The organism is Serratia sp. Sp408, from assembly GCF_057180665.1.
This window is the reverse complement of sequence record NZ_JBXUFT010000001.1, coordinates 2,126,611-2,147,519: the sequence shown is the minus strand read 5'-3', so window position 1 is coordinate 2,147,519 and position 20,909 is coordinate 2,126,611. Positions and strand designations below refer to the sequence as shown.

Below are 20,909 nucleotides of genomic sequence, written 5' to 3'. Positions count from 1 at the left end.
CGGGTCAACAGCCAGGCTGGGTTCTGCGCATCCAGCCGATGGACGAATAGCCTGACAAAATTACTAGACGACCGGTCAGTTTTTTGACTATGCTATGCGCACTATGAAAAAACCAGCTTGCGAAATACGCCAACACATTCTGGACGTGGCCAGAACCCTGATGACGACCAAAGGCTACACTGCCGTAGGGTTGGCCGAACTGGTGGCCTCGGCCGGCGTGCCGAAAGGATCATTTTACTACTATTTCAAATCCAAGGAAGATTTCGGGCAGGCATTACTCGAAGAATATTTCAGGGAATATTTAGCCACCATCGATCGTCTGTTGTCGGCAACCGGCACCGGGCGTGACCGGCTATTGGGCTATTTTCGATATTGGTCTGATACTCAGGGGACAGATTTGCCGGAAGGTAAATGCCTGGTGGTGAAACTCGGCCCTGAAGTTTGCGATCTGTCCGAGGGGATGCGGCAAGTGCTGCAAACTGGCACCGTCGCCATTATCGATCGCATCGCCGCCGCTATCGAAGCCGGACAGGGCGATAAATCGATCGTCACGGACATGGCGCCGCGCACCTTGGCGGAATCGCTTTACCAACTGTGGCTGGGGGCTTCATTACTGGGCAAGTTGCACAAAACCGACGATGCTTTTGCCAGCGCCATGTCAATGACGGTACGGCTGATCTAGCGTCGCTGATGGCATCAATAGGCAGCTGCTACGGTAGCTGCATTTTTTTACTTACTTACTAGACGACTGGTCAACTATAAAAGAGATTTACCATGACTGATAACAGCACTCGCACCGATCTGTTCTTTCCAACCACATTTGGCGCACTTGAACTTGCCAATCGTATCGTGATGGCACCGGTGACCCGCAGCCGTTACGGCGAAGACGGTATTCCGCATCAACTGCATGCCACCTATTACGCGCAGCGTGCCGGTGCCGGCCTGATTGTGGCGGAAGCCACCAATATTTCGCCGCAGGGGCGAGGCTATGCCGCTACCCCGGGGATCTGGAATGACGAGCAGGTTGCCGGATGGAAAAAAGTCACCGACGCGGTACACGCCGCCGGTGGCAAAATCGTCAGCCAGCTGTGGCACGTGGGGCGCTTTTCCAGCACCGCGTTGCAGCCCGGCGGAGCATCGCCGGTAGCACCTTCTGTCATCATTGCCGAAGGCAATACCTATACCGTTGAGGGGTTTGTGCCGGTCTCGATGCCCCGCGCACTCGAAACGGATGAAATACCCGGGATTATTGAACAGTACCGGCGCGCAGCAGAAAACGCCAAACGTGCCGGTTTTGACGGTGTGGAAGTTCACTCGGCAAACAGTTACTTACTCGATCAGTTCCTGCGTGATTCGACCAATCAGCGCAGCGATGGTTATGGCGGTTCGATTGAAAACCGTAGCCGTCTGACGCTGGAAGTCACGAAAGCGGTGATCGGGGTTTGGGGGAGCGATCGCGTGGGTATCCGACTTTCGCCGGTGACGCCGGATGCCGGAAATACGCCGCCAGACAGCAACGTGATGGCGACCTACGGGTATCTGATCGGGCAGTTGAACTCCCTCAATCTGGCCTATCTGCACTTTGTCGAGGGCGCGACGGCGACATCACGCTCGGTGCCGCCAGGCGTCGACCTGGACGCCTTGAGCGGCCAGTTCAACGGGCCATTTATTGGTAACAATAACTATGACCTGGAAATGGCAATTGCCCGGCGGGCCGAAGGGATCATCGATGCGGTGGCTTTTGGCCGGCTGTTTATCTCCAACCCTGATCTGGTTGAACGCCTGCGCAAGGGGGCAGAGCTGACCATCGCTGCGCGCGAAGCCTATTACGGCGGCGGTGCCAAGGGGTATACCGACTGGCCAAACGGCAATTATTGAATCTGGCGTCGATTTGCCTAGAACCATCACTCAGTTAAATAAGGAACGGCAAGATGAGCAATATCACCTATGTACAGGAATACAACGCCATCGTTGATGTGCTAAACCAATACAATGCCGGTGGCCAGTACGCTGATGAAACCGGCATTCAGCGAGCGTGCCACTATCTTTGGCGTGGATGACGACTGCAAATTGACCGGCGGCCCGATTCAAGGCCTGTTCGACATCATTGATAGCGCCTTTCGCCCCTTGCCGGAAGCCAAAGCGGCCATCGTGCACATTGATATCGTCGGAACCGCCGCCAGCGCGCGGATCGATACGGATGACATTTCCGGTTTCCGCTTTACCGATTTCTTTAACCTGCTGAAGGTTGAAGGCCAGTGGCGGGTGGTCAGCAAAATTTATCATACCCATACCGCCGCCTGACCGTTCGGCCTGTTCAACGCCGCGTGCCCCGGCACCGCATCATCGCCATACCAGCCCTGATGCCCGCACTTTGCCGGTTTGAGGGCAGTAACGTCTGCCGTTGAGGGGCGCGCCGCGACACCATGCTGCTATGCAGTCGATATAAGGAGTGAAAATGAGTCATGTGTTTATTATTGGGGCCGCCGGCAAGATCGGCCGCCGTTTGATCCCGCGTCTGGCCAGCCGTGGCCTGCAGCCGTACGCGCTGCATCGCCATGCAGAACAGGCCGGTGAACTCAGCGCCTTGGGCGCCATTCCCGTTGCCGGTAATCTGTTGGCGCTGGATGCGCCCGCGCTAGCCAGGTTAATGACCGGCAGCGAGGTGGTCATTTTTACTGCCGGCGCTGGCGGCAAGGGCGGCCCGGCAATGACCCAGGCGATTGACGGTGACGGACTGACCACCGCGATTGCGGCCGCCAAACTGGCCGGGATCCGCCGCTTCCTGCTGGTTTCCGCTTTCCCCGACGCGCTGCGCGGTGGCAAGGCTTCCGAGCAGTTCGAACATTATATGGCAGTAAAAAAACGCGCAGACGTGCAACTGGTTGAAAGCGAGCTGGATTGGATCATTCTGCGTCCGGGAACGTTGCGCGATGACGTGGGCACCGGCAAGGTTCGAGCCGACGTCGCCATCCCTTATGGTGATGTGTCGCGGGACGACGTAGCGGCGACGCTGGTCGCATTGATTGAACAGCCCGAAGTCAACCGGGTGATCATCGAGTTGACGCAGGGCGATCTCCCGGTAGAACAGGCGGTGCGTCGCCTGGCACATTGATCTGCGTATCATTGCAACGGCTCTTGCCTCGGCGTGCAGTCAACGGGCCGTGGCAGATGTGGCGGTGGCAAGAAAAGTGGGCTGACCGGTTAGCCGGACGGCGCATGTCAGCAAGTTAAAGAGAGAAATTGAGATGCCTATGGAAAGCCATATCGCCCCGGTGGCGCTGGAAAAAGCCTACCGCTTGATTAACCATGGCCCTACGGTTCTGGTCTCGGCGCGTGATGGCGACTGTGACGATATCATGACCGTTGCCTGGGCCTGTGCGATGGATTTTTCGCCGCCCAAGCTCAACGTGGTGTTGGACAAGGTAGCCAAAACGCGCCAGCTAATCGAACGCAGCGGCACTTTTGTGGTCCAGGTGCCCACCGCGGCACAGCTGCCATTAACCCACTATCTGGGCACGCACAGCCTGTTGACGGATAGTCAAAAACTGACCAACAGCGGGGTGCAACTGTTAGACATTGATGGCCATGATATGCCGTTTGTTGCGGGGTGCAGTGCCTGGCTGGCGTGTCGGCTGATAGCCGAACCTCACAATCAGGCGGCGCACGATCTGTTTATTGGCGAGATCGTCGGCGCCTGGTCGGATACCCGTATATTCAGCGACGGGCACTGGCATTTCGAAACCGCCGATCCCGCGCTGCGCAGCCTGCATTACATCGCCGGCGGCCACTATTACACCATCGGCGATGCGCTGACCGTGGCTCAACCTGGCGCTGAGTAACGCCAATCCGCCGGTCAATACCACGGGCACAATGGCCGCTTAGCGACGAGACAGCGAGGGGGGCCCCTCGCTGTTGATACACGGCGCGTGTTATTTACCTGGCTGATTAATACCGGCGTCGGCAAGCAAAAAGCCCGCTTAAGTTTCCTTAAGCGGGCTTCTCTAAATGTGGCTCCTCTGACTGGACTCGAACCAGTGACATACGGATTAACAGTCCGCCGTTCTACCGACTGAACTACAGAGGAATCGTTTGAACGAGGCGAATCATAGCGGGGTGCCAGGGGCTTGTAAAGCATCAAAAAACGCGTTTTGGTGCGTTTGCTGTAAGAGTATGCAAACTGCTGCATTATTGAATGAATTGGTGGCATGGTGGCGGGCAATGCGCACGGCAACCGCCCCATTGTGGTGCAAAATCGCGCCGCCTTGCGGGGGCAGTGGTTAACCGAACGGGGCGAACCTGCGTTTTTTAGCCTGTTAATCCACACCTTAGCATGGCAAATGCGCTCTCGTGACATTATGGCCTGGATCTTGCTGCCTGATGTTTGGTTTTTATTTCGCTGTTAACCGGCATCACGGGGGCACCATGAATCTCAGACGACTCAAGTATTTCGTAAAAATTGTCGATATCGGCAGTCTGACCCAGGCAGCAGAAGTGTTGCATATCGCTCAACCAGCGCTCAGCCAGCAGTTGGCGACGCTGGAGGGCGAACTCAATCAACAGCTGCTGATTCGCTCCAAGCGCGGCGTGATGCCGACCGAAGCCGGCAATATTCTCTATGCCCATGCGCAGACCATTTTACGCCAGTGCGAACAGGCACAAAGCGCGGTGTGCAGCGCAGGGCAGGCGATGAGCGGACAGGTTGCAGTCGGACTGGCGTCCGGCAGCGCGGCGGCGCAGCTGGCCTTGCCGCTATTGCAGGCGGTGCGCGAGCGGCATCCCGGCATTCTGCTGAGTTTGCATGAACACGCAGGGGCCGAACTGCCTGGCCAAATCGAGAATTACCGTCTGGACATGGCGGTGCTGTACGGTGCCAAAACGCCGCCGGGACTGACCGCCACCCTGCTGGCGAAAGAAGAGTTATATCTGGTGGCAACGCGGGCGGTACCAAGCCCCGGCAACAGCGTCGACCTGATGGACGTATCACGATTGAACCTGTTTTTGCCGCGCGAGGGTGACGTGGTGCGTAATCAGGTAGATGAAGCGATGGCGGTGCGCCGACTGGCGGCGAACGTGATTGGCGAGATTGAGTCGCCATCCACCCTCAGTGCGGCGATTGCCGGCGGTCTGGGTGCCACCATTTTGCCTGAATCGGCCGCGCGAGCGATGATCGGCCCAGCCAAGGCCTGGATGGCGCGCATCATCAGCCCTGCACTGGCGGTGCCGATGACGCTGTGCGTCTCCAGCCAGCAACCGCTGTCTGCCCCGGCGCTGGCGGTTAAGGAGCTGCTGTTGTCGATCGTTGCCGAGCGCAGTCAGGAAAAACGCGCGCTGGTATTGGTGCAATAAGGTTACGGGGGGCAGCAGCGCCCCCGGTCTCGCCAACCCCGCCGGAAAACGGCGTTATACCGCCTGCCATTCCTCCACCAGCGTCTGCACCAGTCTATCGGCGGGCATTTCCCGAATCAGCGACACTCCCTGTCCGGCCCACTGGGCGCCAAAACCGTGTTCGCCTTTCGCCGCTGCCGCAACGGCGAGCGCTTTACCGAGCGCATAGGTCAGCGGATAGGGGGGAATGGCGTCCTCGGCGATACGGCGGGTAAACTGACAAAAGGCATTGTCGATACACCTGGCCGGTCGGCCGGAAATCGCCGACGTCATCACCGTGGTGGCCGCCTGCGGGCTCTTCAATGCGTGGCGATAGGCCTGATTGGCGGCAGATTCCGGACACAGAATAAACGCCGTCCCCATTTGCACGCCGGTCGCGCCCAGACGGCGCATCGCGGCAATGCCCGCGCCATCCATCACGCCGCCGGCGGCAATAACCGGCACCGGCGTGACCGCCTTGATGGCCTGCAATAGCGTAAAGGTACTTAGCTGACCGTCATCCTGCCGTGGGTCAAGCTGGCCGCGATGGCCGCCGGCCTCGATGCCCTGCGCCACAATAAAATCAATGTCGCTCGCGGCTATCTGACGTGCTTCGTCCGGGCTGGTTGCGGTGGCAAAGGTGACGATGCCGTGCGCTTTTAGCTGGTCGATAACGGCGGCCGACGGAATGCCGAAATGAAAACTCACCACGCTGGGCCGGCGTGCCAACAAGACCTCCAGCATCGGCGGGTTGTCATGAAACGTTTGGTAGATTTCGCTCAGTTGTGCGGGAGGCGTTGCCGCGTACTGGTCGAACAGCGTCTCGAATCGCCGTATCCAGGCCAGTTCAAGCCGTTGATCGCGTTGCACCGGCGGGTGGCAGAACACATTGACATTGATCGGGCGAGAGGTCAGCGACTGGGTCTTGGCTATCATTGCCTCCGCCTGTTCTGGCGTTGAAGCCCCGACGCTGATCGAACCAAGCGCCCCGGCGTTGCTGACGGCAGCAGCGAGTTCAGGGGTAGACACGCCGGCCATCGGCGCCTGTACCAGCGGGTACTGTAGGTTAACAGCGGTACACAAAGCGGTTTTCATGGTGTTTATACCTGCTTGAGCGTCATGTAAGGTCAACTATAAAATCTCGTGCAGAGACGTAAAAATCAATGTCGTTTTCAAAATGAGAATGAAAGATGAACCATACTTCACTGGAAATCTTCACGGTGGTCGCCGAGGAGCTCAGCATCATCAAAGCGGCTACGCGCCTGGGACGGGTGCAATCCAACATTACGACGCGCATCCAACAGCTTGAACAGGAACTGGGTGTTCAGCTGTTTTCTCGCGAAAACAGACGTTTGGCTCTGACGTCGCAGGGGCGCAAGTTCCTCGGCTATGCGCAGCGCATTCTCAGCCTGGCGCAGGAGGCGCGCCAGTCTTTGCACCCTCAACAGCCAAGCGGCACGCTGGCGCTGGGCGCGATGGAATGTGCCGCCGCCAGCCGGCTGTCCATGCCGTTGAGTCATTTTCGCCAGGCTTGCCCGCAGGTGCGGTTGACCTTGGCCACCTTGCCGACGCGACAACTGACGGAAAAAGTGTATAACGCGCAACTGGATTGTGCGCTGGTCGCGCTGCCTGAAGGCCGTGACGGTAACGTTATATGTCCCGACGGTTTATCCTCTCAACCCTTATTTGTCGAGCAAATGACCCTGGTGCTGCCGGTGGGGTTTGACCAGGCAAAAAGCGGCAATGACGCCGGTGCGCTCAAACTTGCCGCATTCAGGCAGGGGTGTCGCTACCGCGAGCTTGCCATTGGCCTGATGGCGCGTCGACTGCCTGCGAACCAGCAACCGGCGGTGCAGGAGGTCGGCTCTTACCATGCGATGCTCGCCTGCGTCGCCGCCGGCAACTACCTGTGCCTGTTACCCGCAAGCGTGCTCGAGTTGCTGCAACTGCCCGCTGGGGTCACTCTGGTTGCCGCCGGATCGGCAACCACGCATTTTATCTGGCGCGCCGATGCGCGTTCGCCAGCGCTGGACAGCCTGCGTCGGGCGCTGGCCGCGACGTCGAACGTTGAGCGATGATCGCCAGGCAGCGCCGCGGGTCTGCGGCATACGGCTTCACTCTGATGAAAATGACGTCTTGCCTTGATAAATAGCGGACGCCAAGCGAGGTTATGGTACATATAACTGAACACCCTTACAGGAGCAGCTAGATGAATTCGCATCCGATTCGGCAGATCATTGCGTTCTGCGACAGCGCTATTTCAGCCAGGAATTTTGACGCGCTGATGGAGCACTATGCACCCGATGCCGCTCTGGTGGTGAAGCCAGGCACCATCGCCATGGGAAAAGACAATATCCGCAACGCCTTTATCGCCATTTCCGATTACTTTCAGCATCGGCTGGTGGTGGAGCAGGGGGAAATGCAGATCGTTGAAGGCGGCGGAAATGCGCTGGTTATCATGGAAACCCTGCTGCGCTTTCCCGATCAACAGGGCGTGATGGTTGAGATAACCCGGCGGGCAACCTATGTTTTTCGGCAGGAAGACGACGGCCGCTGGCTTTGCACCGTTGATAATTCTTACGGCACGGCGCTTTTGGATCGGGACAGCGCCTAAAAGATGGCGGTTGAGCAAGATGCGGCTATCATCTTTCCCTTAACCCCTTGCTGCTACTGAAAAAGGATCGTCTGTTGCTATGCCCGTGAATTTTGATCTTAACGATCTCTATGCCTTCCGTGCGCTGGTTGAATACGGCAATTTTCGGCTTGCCGCGGAGTCCATCTGCCTGTCACAGTCAGCATTGAGCCGCAGAATAGAAAAGCTTGAATCCGCGCTGGGTATCAAGCTGTTCGACAGAACCACCCGGCGCGTCACGCTGACGCTGTATGGCCAGACCTTTGCCGAACGTTCGGACCAGCTATTGGCCAACGTTGAGTCGGTGTTGGCGGATATCAATAAGGTGAGTCAGGACCGCATGGGGCTGGTCACCGTCGCCACGGTGCCCTCGGCAGCCTACTATTTTATGCCTGACGTGATCCGCCGTTTCCAGGCCCGCTATCCGCGGGTGCGGGTCAAGCTTATTGATAGCAGTGCAGGGAATGTCATTGAAGCGGTTGCCAGTGGTCAGGCTGACTTCGGCATCTGTTTTGCGAGAAACCTGCAACCCAATATCGAATTTGTACCGTTGGTGGGGGATGTCTACGTGGCTGCCTGCCGGCGCGATCATCCTCTCGCCCGTAAAAAAAGCCTCAGTTGGCGCGAGTTTTATCAGCAGGATTACGTGGGGCTGGATCAGACCTCCGGTAACCGCCATCTGCTCGATCAGATGCTGGGACACATTATTCCCGAGCGTCCCAGCCTCTGCGAAACCCGCCATGTGACGACCCTGCTGGGCATGGTTGAAGCGGGCGTCGGCATTGCCGCCGTGCCTGCTATGTCGATGCCGAGCTCAGCACATTCGGTATTGACTCACCTGCCGCTGACCGATCCGGTGGTGAAGCGCACGGTGGGCCTGATCAGGCGCAGCGGACGCATGCAGTCTTACCTGGCTGGTGAGTTGGAAACCTTGATCACTGAACAGTATCACGCGGTTTAACCGGTCGTTCGGCCTGCACCGATCTCATGCCGGTGGCGCGAATGGTGTTTTGCACTTCGGCGGAAGAGAGGAAATCCAGCAGCGCTTTGCCTGCCTGACGGTGCTGTGCGTTGGCGGTGACCGCGCCGGCAAAGCGGGTAATGTGCTGCAGTTCTTCCGGCAGTTCGCCAATAAAGGTGACGCCCGGCACCGGAAGCAGTTCGCTCACCTGCTGGAAACCTAGCGCATATTTCCCTTTTGCCACTTCGGATGCCACCGGAATGCGTTCAACCTTATGCGCCTTCTCTTTCATCTGCGCTTCGATAGACAGTTTTTTGAACAGCTGGCCGCTGATATAGCGGCCGCTGGCGCTGTCCGAATAAGCCACGGATGTGGCATGCAACAGGGTGCTGCGCAGATCTGCCGCCCGTTTGATATCGGGCTTGGGCTCACCTTGCCTGACCACCATACCAATCGGCGAGTCGGCTATTTCGACACGCGAACCCGGCTGCAGCCAGTTACCCTGATCCAGGTTGTTCAGCGCATCACCGACCATAATCACCACGTCGGCCTGTTCTCCGCGCGCCAGGCGTGCCGGGATCGCCTGAGGGGTGTTACCCATGGAGGGACCAGACACCAAAACGACAGTGTCGCCGCTATTGGCGGTAAATTGCGGTGCCAGTTTTTCCAGTGCGGCTTTAAAGCCACCTGAAATCATGACGGTCACTTCTTTGGCCAGCACCGGGGTGCTGACAGCCGAAAATAGCAGTATGGCGAGCAGTGAACGATAAATGTTTTGCATGGTGTAATCCCTGATTCAAGCGGCGGTTTGCAGCGATAAGCTGTTGCGACGGTATAAATAAAGCGTTGCCAATAATGCACATACCGCGGCAAAGCTCATCCAGTAGCCGGGCGAGGCTTTGTCGCCGGTGTACTCGATCAGGGCGGTAGAAATAACCGGCGTAAAGCCGCCAAAAACAGCGGTTGCCAGACTGTAGGCCAACGAGAAGCCGGCGACCCGCACCTCCATCGGCATGATCTCGGTTAACGCCGGGATCATGGCGCCATTGTAGAGGCCGTAAAGGAAGGATAGCCACAGTAGCACCGTCAGCATCATGGAAAAGCTGGGGGCTTCAGCAAGCAGGCTCAGCGCCGGATAGGCGGTGACCAGCGCCAGCAGCGCCATGGTAACCAACACCGGTTTGCGGCCAAAACGGTCTGACAGGGCGCCGCCTACCGGCAGCCAGAGAAAATTGGATATCGCCACCAGCAAGGTGACCAGCAGACTGTCCGAGGCGCTGAGCATCAGCACTTTCTTGCCGAAGGTCGGGGCATAGACGGTGATCAGATAAAACGCGGTGGTGGTCATGGCGACCATCAACATGCCGGCGATAACCACCTGCCAGTTCGCTAACAGGGTTTTAAACACCTCGCGCATTGCCAGATGGTTGCGGCGGGCGGTGAACGCCTCGGTTTCTTGCAGTTTGCGGCGCAGGAAAAAGATGAAGGGCACAATCAGACAGCCGAACAGGAAAGGCAGCCGCCAGCCCCAGTCGCGAATGGCGCTTTCTTCCAACGCGGCGTTCAGGGCGAAGCCCATGGCTGCCGCCACCATAATGGCCACTTGCTGGCTACCAGACTGCCAGCTGGTATAAAAACCCTTACGGCCCGGGGTAGCAATTTCGGCCAGATAAACGGACACGCCGCCCAGCTCTGCGCCCGCCGAGAAACCTTGTAATAAACGCCCCGCCAGCACCAGCAACGGCGCCCAGAGGCCAATGGTTTGATAGGAGGGAATAAGGACAATCAGGAAGGTCCCGGCGGCCATGATCGACAGGGTGACAATCAGCCCTTTACGTCTGCCGACTTTATCAATGTATGCACCCAGTACGATAGCGCCGAACGGTCGCATCAGAAAGCCCGCGCCAAACACCGCGAAGGTCATCATCAGCGAGGCAAACTCACTGCTGGCAGGGAAGAAGGTATGGGCGATGTAGGTGGCATAAAATCCGAACAGGAAAAAATCAAATTGCTCGAGGAAATTGCCCGAGGTTACACGCAGTATCGCGCTGGTTTTTGCCCGAGTTGTCATGGGTAGCTTAGAGGAATGCATCGTTATCTCCAGTTGGTCATTGGCGTTTTTACCGCGCCCGTTGCTGCAGACTGGATCAGGAAAATAAACCAGATAAGCGCAATAAACTCATGGATTGATGCGTATCACGCATGAATAAAATTTAACAATTAGATGCGATAGGTTGTAACGGGCTATTAACCAACTTGTTCGCTACAACCTGTGGCATCGGCAGCAAAAAAAGTAATGCGCGTTTTGTGACAGGGTTCATATCGGGCGCAGGGGGGAGATGTGCTTCGTCAAGGGCAGGGAGACCATCGCGCTTCCGGTCAGCGGCGCTGCGGCCGTCAACCCGACGGGACTGTATATAAAAATGGGCCTTGACGGGGCGGGCTGGCGCAGCTTGTGAAAGAGGGGGAGCAGAACATCTGCAGCAAGGCCGGACAGAGGGCGTTTCCCACGCCCCAGAGGTAGAGATAATGCTCAGCTCCGCGATAACAGCGGTTCAAGGAGGCGAACCAACGTCATTGCTTTACCTTTTCTGACAAGACACCAAGGGCCGGTCGCGAAATCCAGACAGAATACGTTCTCCCACGCGGAAGAAATACACCCTTGCGGTGAAACCCTGTTCTGAGAGGGGATCAATATAACGCCCAACGTGCGGATCCGAGGTATCAGGTCCTGCTATCCTGAACGCCGCCACGCTGGTTATCTCCGCTGAATCCATATGATAGTTAACCGACGTCTTGAGCGTTCTCTCAATATAATAGTTTTCCTCCGGGCCGTTATCCGGTATCAGGCGTAATTTGCTGGTGTAATAATGTTGCTTGCCACCACGCAGCGTATCCCATATGGCGTCGCTGATGACGGTCTTATGGGGCTCATCATAAATTAATAACGACCGCGTGGTACATTCACCGACATAAAATTGGGCCACCAGCGGAAATGCCAACCATCCTGCAAACAGAGAAATTGGGCAGGCAAGAAGCAGCCATTTCATTTTTTATTACCTCCAATCACATTGATGGTCAGGCAATCACCCGATGGCAAAGTAATGTCTTTTTTACAGGAAAGGAATGAAAGCGTGTCTCGCCAGTCTGCACTCACATAGATCAGCGGCCCGTCGGCGGGCTTGCGATTGTTCTTGTCTAACCAGTAGATAATCCTGCGCACCGAATCCTCTTTATTTTTATCTTTGCGTATATTGTCAGAGAAGAAAAATGATCGGCCACCTTCATCTTTATAGTGGGTAAAGGAAAGCTCGTGGGTAAAAAAGAGATATCGCAAAAAAACTCCGCCACAAAACAATAGCATTACTGCCAGTGCTAATAATGCATATTGACCGGACACTGGCCATCGTTGGCTTTTTTCTGGCGCCGTTGTCGCCTCGTCTGCCGTTGCGGATGGTTTGACGGAAACATGATGTGGCTCGGCGTTGGTATTAATCGCCGCATCATAAACATTATCACTGTCAATAACCTTAATAACCCCTGGCTTAAGCACATAGCCATTTCGCCCCTGGGTAATAAGCGTATCTTCCGGTGCGCCAATGTCAGCCAGTGCGGAACGCAGTCGGAATAAGGTCTGTCTTACGGTGTTATCGGAGACAATAACGCCCTTGCTTTCCCAGCACTCCTGCACGAACTCCTCCTTTGTCACCAGTAGCCCTTCTTTTTTGCAAAAGAGCGCCAGCCCGAGCTTGTTTTGCTTACTCAGCTCAAGCGAGCGTGTACCGTTTTTCAGTACCCCAACCTGGTAATAAAAAAGAATGTCCATGCGTTTTCCTTACATGCGAAAGTCATCATTATAATCCGTGTCTAATCCGAAATACATCCTTTAACCGCAGGTTCGGCGCTGGTATTGCGGCTATCAAAAGCGGATCTTCCTTAAAGTAACGCAAAAATAACGATTTAACTTGTTGTTTTTTATGTGAATATTTTGTAACGGTTACATTTGCGTTCCATTTTGGCTTAGGGTGTTGAGCTAAGAGTGTTCCGGTGTTCAAATGCACCCATCGCAAGTCACGGATACCCTTTGATTACCATGGCGGCGATAATAAAAGTGGATGTAATCAAGCGTGCTTCACCACCTGAATAAATAGCAGGTTGACTACGGTTCAGGTTATAGAACGTGGTGAAAATTATTAAATAACAGGAAGGCATTGTGAGTGCACATTCTCTGGCTCAGCGCTTTATGCGCCGCCTGACACAAAGTAGCGGTGTCGCCGTTGTCTCGTCATGCGAGATAATGAGCAAGGGTTTCTATTCGACCTTGTTGGAGACTCGCAGGTTTAATCAGGTGCACTTGTTTAAAAATGAGAGCGCGGTTGATAAGGGTTTTGTTGAACGTGAAAATATCAGCGTAGTGGTTATCGATGCCGACTTTTTCTCGTGTCAGCAAATGGTGTGTTTCTCGGTCGCCCGTATTTCGCAGTATGCAGGCGTGTCGGTTATTATTACCTCTTCTGGTAACGATGCTGCCGAAGTCGTGGAATATATGCTGTCAGGCGCGAAGGCTTATATATGGCGCTGCGCTCCTCTGTCCTGCTTTATTGAAGCCGTGGGTAAAGTCAGGCGGGGAGGATACTGGCTGGAATCACATATTGATCAGTATTACCAAAAAATCGTCTCGCTGGATACACAGCGGCGCCTTACGGTTGAGGAAAAAGCAATTTTGCTATTAACCCAGGCCGAGCACGCGGTCATTTTTAATTACATGAATGGTCTGACGGTGTCAGAAATTGCAGTGCAAAAGAAGCGCAGCATCAAAACGATTAGCAGTCACAAACAGGCAGCAATGAAAAAACTGGGTGTCAGCAATCAGATGGAGCTTTTAAAACGCTACGGGCATCTGCCCAAACAATGATATTTCAGGTCGCACTCCGCGAACCCTATTTAAAAAGCCATTGCACTTGGGTGTATGGGGTTTTTAAATCAGGTGTACGCCGATATTGCTTAATAGTTTGATTAAGAGAGTTATATGTTTAAAGGTATTTTCACCGCTGCCGCATTAATGGTGGCGCTGCCGACGCTGGCTGGCCCGGTTATTAACGTTGGTTCCCTGAATGAATATATGCAAAGCGGTAAAAGCACGCTGGCCAAGCGTATTCATAACACTGGCGACGCCACGGCCTTCGTACGCATCAATATTTATGAAATTTTGTTCGATAACAAAGGTGAGACGGTAGAGAAAAACCTGGACGCCGACGCCATGGTTAGCGGAAAAGGCACCGGCCTGCTCTCCACGCCGCCCCGGTTGATTATTCCCGCTGGCGGTATGCAGACCAACCGTCTGGTGTTTACCGGTTCGCGGGAGAAAGAGCGTTATTACCGCGTGCGCTACATCCCGGTGGTGCCCGACAGCAGCAAAGAGTTCGGCATCAGCAGCGCGGATGCAAAGCAATACCAGGACGAAATCAATGCAGGCGTCACGGTGATGTCTGGATTCGGCACCATCGTCACCGTCCATCCGGACAACGCGCGCTTTGACTCGCGCATCAGCGGTGGGGGGAACCAGTTGAACATTGTTAACCACGGTAATGCCTCCGTGGTGATTGACGGACTGAAGTCCTGCGACAAAGCGTTAAAAAACTGCGACAGCGGCGTGATTGTCCAGTTAAGACCCGGCAAAACGCTCAAACGTACTGCCGCGCCAGACCGAGTCTGGCAATACACCCTGATCGAAGGCGGTCAGAAAAAAAACCTGAATACCGGTAAGTAATGTTACTGCCCGGACAATTAAATAACCTGGAGAAATTCAAAATGATGAACCTGAAAAAAATCGGCCTGGCGGCTTCCCTGTTGGCCTGCGGCTTTGCTGCCAATGCGGCTACGCCGCAGGTGGACTTTACCGTGGAAGCGGTGATCCCTGACAACAGTTTCTACGTTACCCCGGTCAACGGTTGGGATGCACAGTCGCAGAAAATGCGCTGGGATGAGCCGAGCATGTCGGTAGTTGAAGCCGATCCGGGCAAGCAGCTGAAGATGAAAAATACCGCCGGCGGCATCAAGGCATACCTCGACGGTGCTCCGACCCTGACCTCGGGCGCAGGCACCGACGCGATTCCTCTTACGGTCAGCCTGGCGGGTAAGACGCTGCCGGTGACTTCGGCAACCGCAGTTGAGCTGTATAACTCCACGGCGGCGGCAACCGAGCAGACCGCTACCATGGCGATCAGCCAGAGCAGCACCCTCAGTGCACGTCCGGCGGCAGGCACTTACATGGGCCCGGTCACCATGATCTTCGATACGGTCCCGGTAGTAACCCCATAAGCCGTTATTGCCGTTTCACTGCTTCGGGAGAGGGCAACCTCTCCCTTTTTTTGCCCCAATTCAGAGAGTAATGAGTTAATCATGCCATTTCTCCAACTTGTCACCGCAATTGCATTCGCCATTACCCTGAGCCTTTCCGCTGTAGCTCAGGCGTCCCAGTCTCTTGCCAGTCAGGCGGCAGATATGCCAGCAGAATTCCGTGAGCACTTTTTTAATGCCCCGATATCCGCCCGGGTAGTCCTCGATGGCAAGGTATTGGGTGATGCAATGATAGTGCTGACGGAAGATGATCGGGCGCAGATTATACAGTTTACCGATCCGGCAGAGAGCTCGTACCCCGAGTCAGAGCGCCAGCGCTGGTTGCAAGCCTTCTCGTCAGCGCTGCCGCTTGGCCAGTGTGATGGCCGTTGCCCGCATGGCCTGATGGCCGTTGATTATAACCTCAGCGATGCCAGGCTGGTCCTTATCACGCCGGCGTCGGAAAGCGGCGCGGCGGATCGCTGGTTCAGCCTGCCTGAATCGGGCAGTTCGGGGCTGTTGCTGAACAACCAGTTGAGCATCAGCGGCAGCCGCGAGCAGACGGCGCTGGGCTGGACCGGCGGTGCCGAAGCCGCGACCGGGAGCTGGACCACCGTCAGCCAGTATCAACTGGACCGCAGCAGCGGGTCAGCTAACGAGACCCGCCACGCGGTGACGTCGCTGTACTCCCAACGTGAGTTTCAGCAGCATTTTGTCCGCGCCGGTCTGTTTACCCCTGACAGCCAAGGGCTGCTGCATCAGCCTTACTCACGCGGCGGTGGCGTCAGTACCCTGGTGGGTGCCATGGCGGGGAGCAGCGAGACGCTGTTGAAAGACGCGGGATTCGCCAGCCTGTATCCGGTTTACGTCACCGCCAACCGCGAGGGGGTGGCCGAAGTTTATCGCGATGGTTCCCTGATTAACGCGCAACCGGTCGCACCTGGCATGCAGATGCTGGATACCACGGTTTTACCGGCGGGCATTTACGACGTTGAAATCCGCGTACTTGAAGATGGTCGTGAAAGTAGCCGGGTGACGGAAACCATCAACAAGCCGATGCGTTGGCGTAATACCGGGCAGCGTTTGCGCTACAACCTGTTTGCCGGCCAGCAGCGCACGCTGTTCAACAGCGACAGCACCCTAGGCACCGGCGAGCCGGCAGCCGGTGCCAGCCTCAATTATTTACTGCATCCCCGCGCTACCCTCGGTTTGGCGTGGCAGAAAATCGGCAAGGAGACGCAGATTGGCAGCTCGCTGGATTTTCAACCGGCGGACGCGCTGCAGTTTTACGGCAACCTGTGGAACAGTTCGGCCACCGGCTACGGTTTCGATTCCCAGGCGGTGCTTAGCCACCGCCGCGGCAACGTGGCGTTCGGACACAGCCGCAGCTGGTTCCGTCCTGCGGAAGGGTTTGGTGCGCAGCGTACCTCCTCGCCGCAGGCCGAGCACAACAGCGTGCTGTCGGCAACCTGGCGCTTTAACAGCGAGAACAACGTCAACGCCCGGATCACCCACCATAGCCGGGGGCGCGGGCCGGGCGTAGATGTGGGCTACAGTTCGCGGACCCGCGTGGCGGGCACTTCGGTGAACTGGCGGCTGTCGGGGTTTGATCGCCCCTATCAGGACAGCAGCGCCCTGCGTAATCGTGGCGTTAGCCTCAGCCTGAGCTTCCCGCTCGGCGGCGAAGGGCGCAGCGGTAGCGTCAGCGTCGGTAGCCGGACGGATACCACCGGCACCCGTGACCTGTACGCTTCGGCGTCGGTCAGCCAGCAGTGGGGAGACAACAGCATTATCCGAGAAACCAGCGGCACCCTGACCGCCGACCGCCACGGCGCCAGCCTCAGCACCTATAACAGCTTCAATACGTCGGTAGCCGAAGGGAGCTTCTGGGGGCAACGATCCAGCGTTGACGGCGGGCTTTCGGGCGGCCTCAACACCGGTAGCACGCTGGCCTTCGGGAAGGGCAAGGCGGTGATGACGCAGCAGGTGGCTCATCATCAGGGCGGCGGCATGATTGTCGATGTAGTTTCCGATGACGACAGCGCCGAACTGGTGGCCCTGCATCAGTCGGGGGGCATCACGCTGAAGCCGGGACGCAACTTCATCCCAGTGGAAGCCTGGAAACCCGGCACGGTGCAGCTCGACTTCCCGGGCACCGAGGCACCGGCGCTGAAAATTCAGCCTGAATACCTCGACTATCACCACATCCGCGGCGGCGTCAGCACCCATCAGGTCCGGGTGATGAAGACCGTCACGGTGATGGGCCGGCTGGTGAACCGAGAGGGGCTGGCGCTGGGGGGCGCGCAGGTGATCAACCACGCCGGACGCACGGTCACCGAGTCCGACGGAGTGTTTACGCTGGAACTGCATGAGAAAAATCCGGTGGTCACCGTGGAACACCCTTCCGGCGCGCAGTGCGAAATCCGCCTGAACCCCGGCAGCCAGAAGCAGGAAGACATGATTTTTGCCGGCAACCTGACCTGCGACGGGCTGCCGCTGGCAGACAGCAACACCCGTTCCACTCTGCAGGACGGCTGATGACACAACTTTTGCGCAGCAAAAAGCAACCACCGAGATTCCGGAGTCACTATTCATGAAGAAGTTTAACTTAACGCGTTCGCTGAGCGCCCTGGCGCTGCCGGCGGCATTACTACTGGCACAGTCCGCCCTGGCGGCGGAGGTGGTGATCACCACCCTGTTTAAAGCCGACGCCACGCGGCCGACCCACAATCAGTTTGAGAACACCACGCCGGTGTCGGGATTTTGTGGTTCGTTCTCGGCATATTGTCGTGACGGTGAGTTCAGCGTTCTGGTGCCCGGCTTTACCGCCTATAAGCAGTTCGACAGCAGCTCCGGGGATCTCAACAGACATACCTTTATCTCCCTGGATGGGACGACCAAGCCGGTAACCCTGACCGACGTCAATAATCCGGCCAACCAGATGACGGCGGACTTCCGCTGGGCATTCTTTGGCGTCAGGCATAGCAGAATCAACGCCCAGGATGGAGACTTGTCTGCTGCAATGTCGGGTACCGGCGTTTATCCTGAGGGCGGCTGTTCAGGCCGGATAGGGTCAGGACATGCCAGCATATATAATCACGGTTGGGGGGTGCCTGAGCGCCTGATCGTTTGCTACAAGATGCTGAACAGCAACCATAGCTATCAGGGTACGGTCAAGATTGACAATCTGAGCATCGGTTATACCTTGACCACGCCGTCACCGATGGGCATCAGGGCCGGCGAGTATGAAGGGGTGATTGAATACCGCGTCGGCGACGTGATGAATGCCCCCGGCTACATCGGCTTGGGAGCGGATGATTACAACGGCGAGGAAGTGATCCGCATTGTTATCAAGGCGACGGTGGAACACGTATTTGAACTTCGTTTCCCGCCAGGTAGCGAGCGGGTCAAACTGGCGGCAAAAGGGGGCTGGAGTCAGTGGATTAATGGCGGGCGCATCCCCGATCAGCTGCAGAAACAGGTGCCGTTTATACTATCTTCATCCACCGGCTTTAAGGTAACGATGCTGTGTGAACATCAGCAGGGGCCAACCTGCGGGCTGAAGAGTACCCTGACTGACGACACCGTACCGGTGGAGGTGTTGATAAGCCTGCCGGGCTTTAGCAGCGACGGCGGCCCGGTATCCAGGCAGTTGCTTACGACTAACCGTAACGGACAAAAAATCAATCCGCCGCAGGTGCCAATCTTTAACCGCCGCTCGACGCTGGATTTTCAGGTGAAGAGAGCGGGGGTGGAGCAGATGGTACAAACGCCGGGGTCGGCATGGCGGGGCGTGGTTACCCTGATATTTGACTCCGAGGTGGAGTGATGCGCCGGCAACGCGCTGTTTTGCAGGGGCGGTATCCTGATAACCACCGAGAGGACGAATGTCAGGGGACAGTTAAAATGGCGGTTTGAAGTGAGCGCGGCAATAACGCAGCGGCGGGATAACGGTGGCAATGCAAAACCCCGGTTGTCGGGGTTTTATTACTATGACGGCGTGGTTATTCGGCAAATTTCAGCAACGCGTCGCCATCAAGGCGATAGCGTACCCATTCAGACTGCGGCAACGCGCCAATGCTCAGGTAAAAATCAATGGCGGGCTGGTTCCAGTCCAGCACGCTCCATTCCAGGCGGCCGCACTGCCGTTGCACTGCACATTGCGCAATCTTTTTCAGCAAGGCTCTTCCCGCGCCTTTAGCGCGATAATCAGGGGAAACGTACAAATCCTCCATATAAATACCGTTACGTCCGAGCCATGTGGAATAACTGGTAAAGAAAACGGCATAGCCTATGGTTTTACCCTCACTTTCAGCGATCAACGCTTCGGTGTTGCTGCCTGCACCAAACAACGTTGCGCGGATCTCCTCCGGCGTGGTGACCACCTGCTGCGGGGCTTTTTCGTACACCGCCAGTTCATAGATCATGGCGTATATTGCCGTTGCGTCTTCCGGGCGTGCCTGGCGAATCGTGATGCTCATCGGTTTTCCTATGGTTGCTGCATGTTGTCGATATTGTTGATAACCAGCATAAGGGGTATTGTCAGAAGAATTAAGTGCAATGAAATCACTAAATGATGAATATTATGCATCCGGCGCTGAGGCGCCTTGACTTAAATCTGCTGCCGGTTTTTGACGCAATTTATCGTCACCGCTCGGTTCGTCTGGCGGCGGATGAACTGGCGATGAGTACATCGGCGCTGAGCCATGCGCTGTCGCGACTGCGTGACAGCCTGAACGATCCGCTATTTTACCGGCAAGGCCACCGTATGTGCCCCAGCGTGTATGCCAGCCAGTTGGCGCCGGCCATTGCATCGTCACTGGCTTTCCTCAATCGGCAGCTGACGCCACAGCCGGAGTTTGATGCTGCTACCAGTAGCGAGCGGTTACAGATTGCGATTACCGATTTTACCGCCTTCTGCATTTTCCCTTCCCTGATGCACACACTGCAGCATCATGCCCCCGGCCTGCGCTTTGAGTTACTCTATTTGCCGCACAGCCCGGCGCTGACGGAACTGCTGGCAGGCGAAGTGGATCTGGCGCTGGGATTCAGCACGCCGGAAGATATCCGCTATCCGGAACTGGATGAAATCAGCTGGTTTGAAGATGAGTATGTCGTTATCAGCAACCCCCAGCGTACGCGGCTGACGCTGGAGGATTATCTCGCCGCCCGGCACCTGGTTGTAACACCGTGGAATGAAAAGCAGGGCGTTGTGGATTTACAGCTGGAACAGATGGGGTATACGCGGCAGATAGCAATCAAAACACCGTCGATGCTCAGTGCGCCGTTTATTGTTGCACAAAGCGATCTGCTGATGGCGATCCCCCGTTTTGCCGCCGAAAAGCTGATGCCGGCAGCCGATATCAAGCTATTTGCCTTACCGTTCGCCATCCGCCGGTTTGAGGTGAAGATTTATTCACATAAACGCAGTGGCCAGCGGGGCGCGACCAACTGGCTGAAGAGCCAACTGCAAATGCTGGCAAAAGAGATGAATTAGCCGCTGCGCGTAGATAACCGCCTTTAGGCGCCGAGCCGCTTGATGTCACGGCAAACCGTCAGCGCAGCCACCGTCTGCCAGCGCAGGGCGGATTTTCCTGTCGATACATTCCG

Annotated in this window: 22 protein-coding genes and 1 tRNA gene; 16 read left to right on the top strand and 7 right to left on the bottom strand. The window is 56.4% G+C overall.

The genetic code is table 11. The annotated features are described in order from the left end of the window. Window positions 1-103 precede the first annotated feature (103 nt). The 6 genes from AC2AXP_RS10250 to AC2AXP_RS10225 all read left to right on the top strand — a co-directional run bounded on the left by AC2AXP_RS10250 (window position 104) and on the right by AC2AXP_RS10225 (window position 3,842). Window positions 104-682, top strand: coding sequence for a TetR/AcrR family transcriptional regulator (locus AC2AXP_RS10250; protein ID WP_039991926.1), 579 nt, complete (start codon window positions 104-106; stop codon window positions 680-682). Window positions 683-774: 92 nt separating this feature from the next. Then, window positions 775-1,878, top strand: a complete 1,104-nt coding sequence (locus AC2AXP_RS10245) for an alkene reductase (RefSeq protein WP_371901728.1) — start codon at window positions 775-777, stop codon at window positions 1,876-1,878. 53 nt (window positions 1,879-1,931) lie between these two features. Further along, complete coding sequence (locus AC2AXP_RS10240; RefSeq protein WP_277872502.1) at window positions 1,932-2,060, top strand: hypothetical protein; 129 nt, start codon at window positions 1,932-1,934, stop codon at window positions 2,058-2,060. Next, on the top strand, window positions 2,014-2,304 hold the full coding sequence (locus tag AC2AXP_RS10235; protein WP_273872197.1) for a nuclear transport factor 2 family protein: 291 nt from the start codon (window positions 2,014-2,016) through the stop codon (window positions 2,302-2,304). Before AC2AXP_RS10240 ends, AC2AXP_RS10235 begins: the two co-directional genes overlap by 47 nt. 154 nt (window positions 2,305-2,458) lie before the next feature. Continuing rightward, window positions 2,459-3,115, top strand: a complete 657-nt coding sequence (locus AC2AXP_RS10230) for an NAD(P)H-binding protein (protein ID WP_273872200.1) — start codon at window positions 2,459-2,461, stop codon at window positions 3,113-3,115. A 139-nt stretch (window positions 3,116-3,254) separates the two neighbouring features. Further along, the gene (locus AC2AXP_RS10225) at window positions 3,255-3,842 is read left to right on the top strand and encodes a flavin reductase family protein (protein WP_039991927.1); all 588 of its coding nucleotides are present in this window, start codon (window positions 3,255-3,257) and stop codon (window positions 3,840-3,842) included. A 169-nt stretch (window positions 3,843-4,011) separates the two neighbouring features. Here AC2AXP_RS10225 and AC2AXP_RS10220 read toward each other — a convergent pair. Then, window positions 4,012-4,087, bottom strand: a tRNA-Asn gene (locus AC2AXP_RS10220). A 338-nt stretch (window positions 4,088-4,425) separates the two neighbouring features. Between AC2AXP_RS10220 and nac the strand changes: the two genes are divergently transcribed. Continuing rightward, window positions 4,426-5,349 (top strand): nitrogen assimilation transcriptional regulator NAC, encoded by a 924-nt coding sequence (gene nac, locus AC2AXP_RS10215; RefSeq protein WP_039991928.1) that lies wholly within the window; start codon window positions 4,426-4,428, stop codon window positions 5,347-5,349. Between the two features lie 54 nt (window positions 5,350-5,403). On the opposite strand, the gene AC2AXP_RS10210 is transcribed toward nac, so the two are convergent. Continuing rightward, window positions 5,404-6,462, bottom strand: coding sequence for an NAD(P)H-dependent flavin oxidoreductase (locus tag AC2AXP_RS10210; protein WP_484381620.1), 1,059 nt, complete (start codon window positions 6,460-6,462; stop codon window positions 5,404-5,406). Between the two features lie 95 nt (window positions 6,463-6,557). Here AC2AXP_RS10210 and AC2AXP_RS10205 point away from each other — a divergent pair, with 95 nt between their 5' ends. From AC2AXP_RS10205 to psrA, 3 genes are all read left to right on the top strand, one after another. After that, complete coding sequence (locus tag AC2AXP_RS10205; RefSeq protein WP_004961122.1) at window positions 6,558-7,445, top strand: LysR family transcriptional regulator; 888 nt, start codon at window positions 6,558-6,560, stop codon at window positions 7,443-7,445. Window positions 7,446-7,576: 131 nt separating this feature from the next. Next, window positions 7,577-7,981 carry a YybH family protein gene (locus tag AC2AXP_RS10200; protein WP_004961124.1) on the top strand — a complete coding sequence of 135 codons (405 nt, stop codon included), beginning with the start codon at window positions 7,577-7,579 and terminating at the stop codon, window positions 7,979-7,981. A gap of 79 nt (window positions 7,982-8,060) precedes the next feature. After that, a complete protein-coding gene (gene psrA, locus AC2AXP_RS10195; protein WP_004961125.1) occupies window positions 8,061-8,960 on the top strand; it encodes an L-proline-binding transcription factor PsrA in 900 nt (299 codons plus the stop codon). Here the strand turns inward: psrA and AC2AXP_RS10190 are convergent. The 4 genes from AC2AXP_RS10190 to AC2AXP_RS10175 form a co-directional block, all read right to left on the bottom strand. Next, window positions 8,935-9,741 carry a substrate-binding domain-containing protein gene (locus tag AC2AXP_RS10190; RefSeq protein WP_449145224.1) on the bottom strand — a complete coding sequence of 269 codons (807 nt, stop codon included), beginning with the start codon at window positions 9,739-9,741 and terminating at the stop codon, window positions 8,935-8,937. The genes psrA and AC2AXP_RS10190 overlap by 26 nt on opposite strands. Window positions 9,742-9,756: 15 nt before the next feature. Further along, complete coding sequence (tcuC, locus tag AC2AXP_RS10185) at window positions 9,757-11,052, bottom strand: MFS transporter (protein WP_039991929.1); 1,296 nt, start codon at window positions 11,050-11,052, stop codon at window positions 9,757-9,759. A 490-nt stretch (window positions 11,053-11,542) separates the two neighbouring features. Then, complete coding sequence (locus AC2AXP_RS10180; protein ID WP_004961136.1) at window positions 11,543-12,010, bottom strand: hypothetical protein; 468 nt, start codon at window positions 12,008-12,010, stop codon at window positions 11,543-11,545. Continuing rightward, on the bottom strand, window positions 12,007-12,786 hold the full coding sequence (locus AC2AXP_RS10175; protein WP_484381619.1) for a winged helix-turn-helix domain-containing protein: 780 nt from the start codon (window positions 12,784-12,786) through the stop codon (window positions 12,007-12,009). Before AC2AXP_RS10175 ends, AC2AXP_RS10180 begins: the two co-directional genes overlap by 4 nt. 387 nt (window positions 12,787-13,173) lie before the next feature. On the opposite strand from AC2AXP_RS10175, the gene AC2AXP_RS10170 reads away from it, so the two are divergent. From AC2AXP_RS10170 to AC2AXP_RS10150, 5 genes are all read left to right on the top strand, one after another. Beyond that, window positions 13,174-13,875: a LuxR C-terminal-related transcriptional regulator gene (locus tag AC2AXP_RS10170; protein ID WP_484381618.1), complete on the top strand. Its 702-nt coding sequence runs from the start codon at window positions 13,174-13,176 to the stop codon at window positions 13,873-13,875. Between the two features lie 114 nt (window positions 13,876-13,989). Beyond that, window positions 13,990-14,730, top strand: a complete 741-nt coding sequence (locus AC2AXP_RS10165; protein ID WP_484381617.1) for a hypothetical protein — start codon at window positions 13,990-13,992, stop codon at window positions 14,728-14,730. Between the two features lie 41 nt (window positions 14,731-14,771). After that, window positions 14,772-15,281 (top strand): CS1 type fimbrial major subunit, encoded by a 510-nt coding sequence (locus AC2AXP_RS10160; RefSeq protein WP_233092248.1) that lies wholly within the window; start codon window positions 14,772-14,774, stop codon window positions 15,279-15,281. Between the two features lie 81 nt (window positions 15,282-15,362). Continuing rightward, window positions 15,363-17,837 (top strand): CS1-pili formation C-terminal domain-containing protein, encoded by a 2,475-nt coding sequence (locus AC2AXP_RS10155; protein WP_484381616.1) that lies wholly within the window; start codon window positions 15,363-15,365, stop codon window positions 17,835-17,837. 55 nt (window positions 17,838-17,892) lie between these two features. Continuing rightward, window positions 17,893-19,128, top strand: a complete 1,236-nt coding sequence (locus AC2AXP_RS10150; RefSeq protein ID WP_004961150.1) for a hypothetical protein — start codon at window positions 17,893-17,895, stop codon at window positions 19,126-19,128. Window positions 19,129-19,303: 175 nt separating this feature from the next. On the opposite strand, the gene AC2AXP_RS10145 is transcribed toward AC2AXP_RS10150, so the two are convergent. Then, window positions 19,304-19,780: a GNAT family N-acetyltransferase gene (locus AC2AXP_RS10145; protein WP_004961152.1), complete on the bottom strand. Its 477-nt coding sequence runs from the start codon at window positions 19,778-19,780 to the stop codon at window positions 19,304-19,306. Between the two features lie 92 nt (window positions 19,781-19,872). On the opposite strand from AC2AXP_RS10145, the gene AC2AXP_RS10140 reads away from it, so the two are divergent. Further along, entirely contained in the window at window positions 19,873-20,796 is a 924-nt protein-coding gene (locus AC2AXP_RS10140; RefSeq protein WP_449145221.1) for a LysR family transcriptional regulator, read from the top strand. The last annotated feature ends 113 nt before the right edge of the window (window positions 20,797-20,909 follow it).

What these genes read in the sequence shown, in the direction of transcription:
- nac (WP_039991928.1), top strand. Translation starts at nt 4,426, where the DNA reads ATGAATCTCAGACGACTCAAGTATTTCGTAAAAATTGTCGATATCGGC.
- tcuC (WP_039991929.1), bottom strand. Translation starts at nt 11,052, where the DNA reads ATGCATTCCTCTAAGCTACCCATGACAACTCGGGCAAAAACCAGCGCG.
- AC2AXP_RS10180 (WP_004961136.1), bottom strand. Translation starts at nt 12,010, where the DNA reads ATGAAATGGCTGCTTCTTGCCTGCCCAATTTCTCTGTTTGCAGGATGG.
- AC2AXP_RS10165 (WP_484381617.1), top strand. Translation starts at nt 13,990, where the DNA reads ATGTTTAAAGGTATTTTCACCGCTGCCGCATTAATGGTGGCGCTGCCG.
- AC2AXP_RS10200 (WP_004961124.1), top strand. Translation starts at nt 7,577, where the DNA reads ATGAATTCGCATCCGATTCGGCAGATCATTGCGTTCTGCGACAGCGCT.
- AC2AXP_RS10145 (WP_004961152.1), bottom strand. Translation starts at nt 19,780, where the DNA reads ATGAGCATCACGATTCGCCAGGCACGCCCGGAAGACGCAACGGCAATA.
- AC2AXP_RS10205 (WP_004961122.1), top strand. Translation starts at nt 6,558, where the DNA reads ATGAACCATACTTCACTGGAAATCTTCACGGTGGTCGCCGAGGAGCTC.
- AC2AXP_RS10150 (WP_004961150.1), top strand. Translation starts at nt 17,893, where the DNA reads ATGAAGAAGTTTAACTTAACGCGTTCGCTGAGCGCCCTGGCGCTGCCG.
- AC2AXP_RS10190 (WP_449145224.1), bottom strand. Translation starts at nt 9,741, where the DNA reads ATGCAAAACATTTATCGTTCACTGCTCGCCATACTGCTATTTTCGGCT.
- AC2AXP_RS10230 (WP_273872200.1), top strand. Translation starts at nt 2,459, where the DNA reads ATGAGTCATGTGTTTATTATTGGGGCCGCCGGCAAGATCGGCCGCCGT.
- AC2AXP_RS10175 (WP_484381619.1), bottom strand. Translation starts at nt 12,786, where the DNA reads ATGGACATTCTTTTTTATTACCAGGTTGGGGTACTGAAAAACGGTACA.
- AC2AXP_RS10210 (WP_484381620.1), bottom strand. Translation starts at nt 6,462, where the DNA reads ATGAAAACCGCTTTGTGTACCGCTGTTAACCTACAGTACCCGCTGGTA.
- AC2AXP_RS10225 (WP_039991927.1), top strand. Translation starts at nt 3,255, where the DNA reads ATGGAAAGCCATATCGCCCCGGTGGCGCTGGAAAAAGCCTACCGCTTG.
- psrA (WP_004961125.1), top strand. Translation starts at nt 8,061, where the DNA reads ATGCCCGTGAATTTTGATCTTAACGATCTCTATGCCTTCCGTGCGCTG.
- AC2AXP_RS10140 (WP_449145221.1), top strand. Translation starts at nt 19,873, where the DNA reads ATGATGAATATTATGCATCCGGCGCTGAGGCGCCTTGACTTAAATCTG.
- AC2AXP_RS10155 (WP_484381616.1), top strand. Translation starts at nt 15,363, where the DNA reads ATGCCATTTCTCCAACTTGTCACCGCAATTGCATTCGCCATTACCCTG.
- AC2AXP_RS10235 (WP_273872197.1), top strand. Translation starts at nt 2,014, where the DNA reads ATGAAACCGGCATTCAGCGAGCGTGCCACTATCTTTGGCGTGGATGAC.
- AC2AXP_RS10240 (WP_277872502.1), top strand. Translation starts at nt 1,932, where the DNA reads ATGAGCAATATCACCTATGTACAGGAATACAACGCCATCGTTGATGTG.
- AC2AXP_RS10250 (WP_039991926.1), top strand. Translation starts at nt 104, where the DNA reads ATGAAAAAACCAGCTTGCGAAATACGCCAACACATTCTGGACGTGGCC.
- AC2AXP_RS10160 (WP_233092248.1), top strand. Translation starts at nt 14,772, where the DNA reads ATGATGAACCTGAAAAAAATCGGCCTGGCGGCTTCCCTGTTGGCCTGC.
- AC2AXP_RS10245 (WP_371901728.1), top strand. Translation starts at nt 775, where the DNA reads ATGACTGATAACAGCACTCGCACCGATCTGTTCTTTCCAACCACATTT.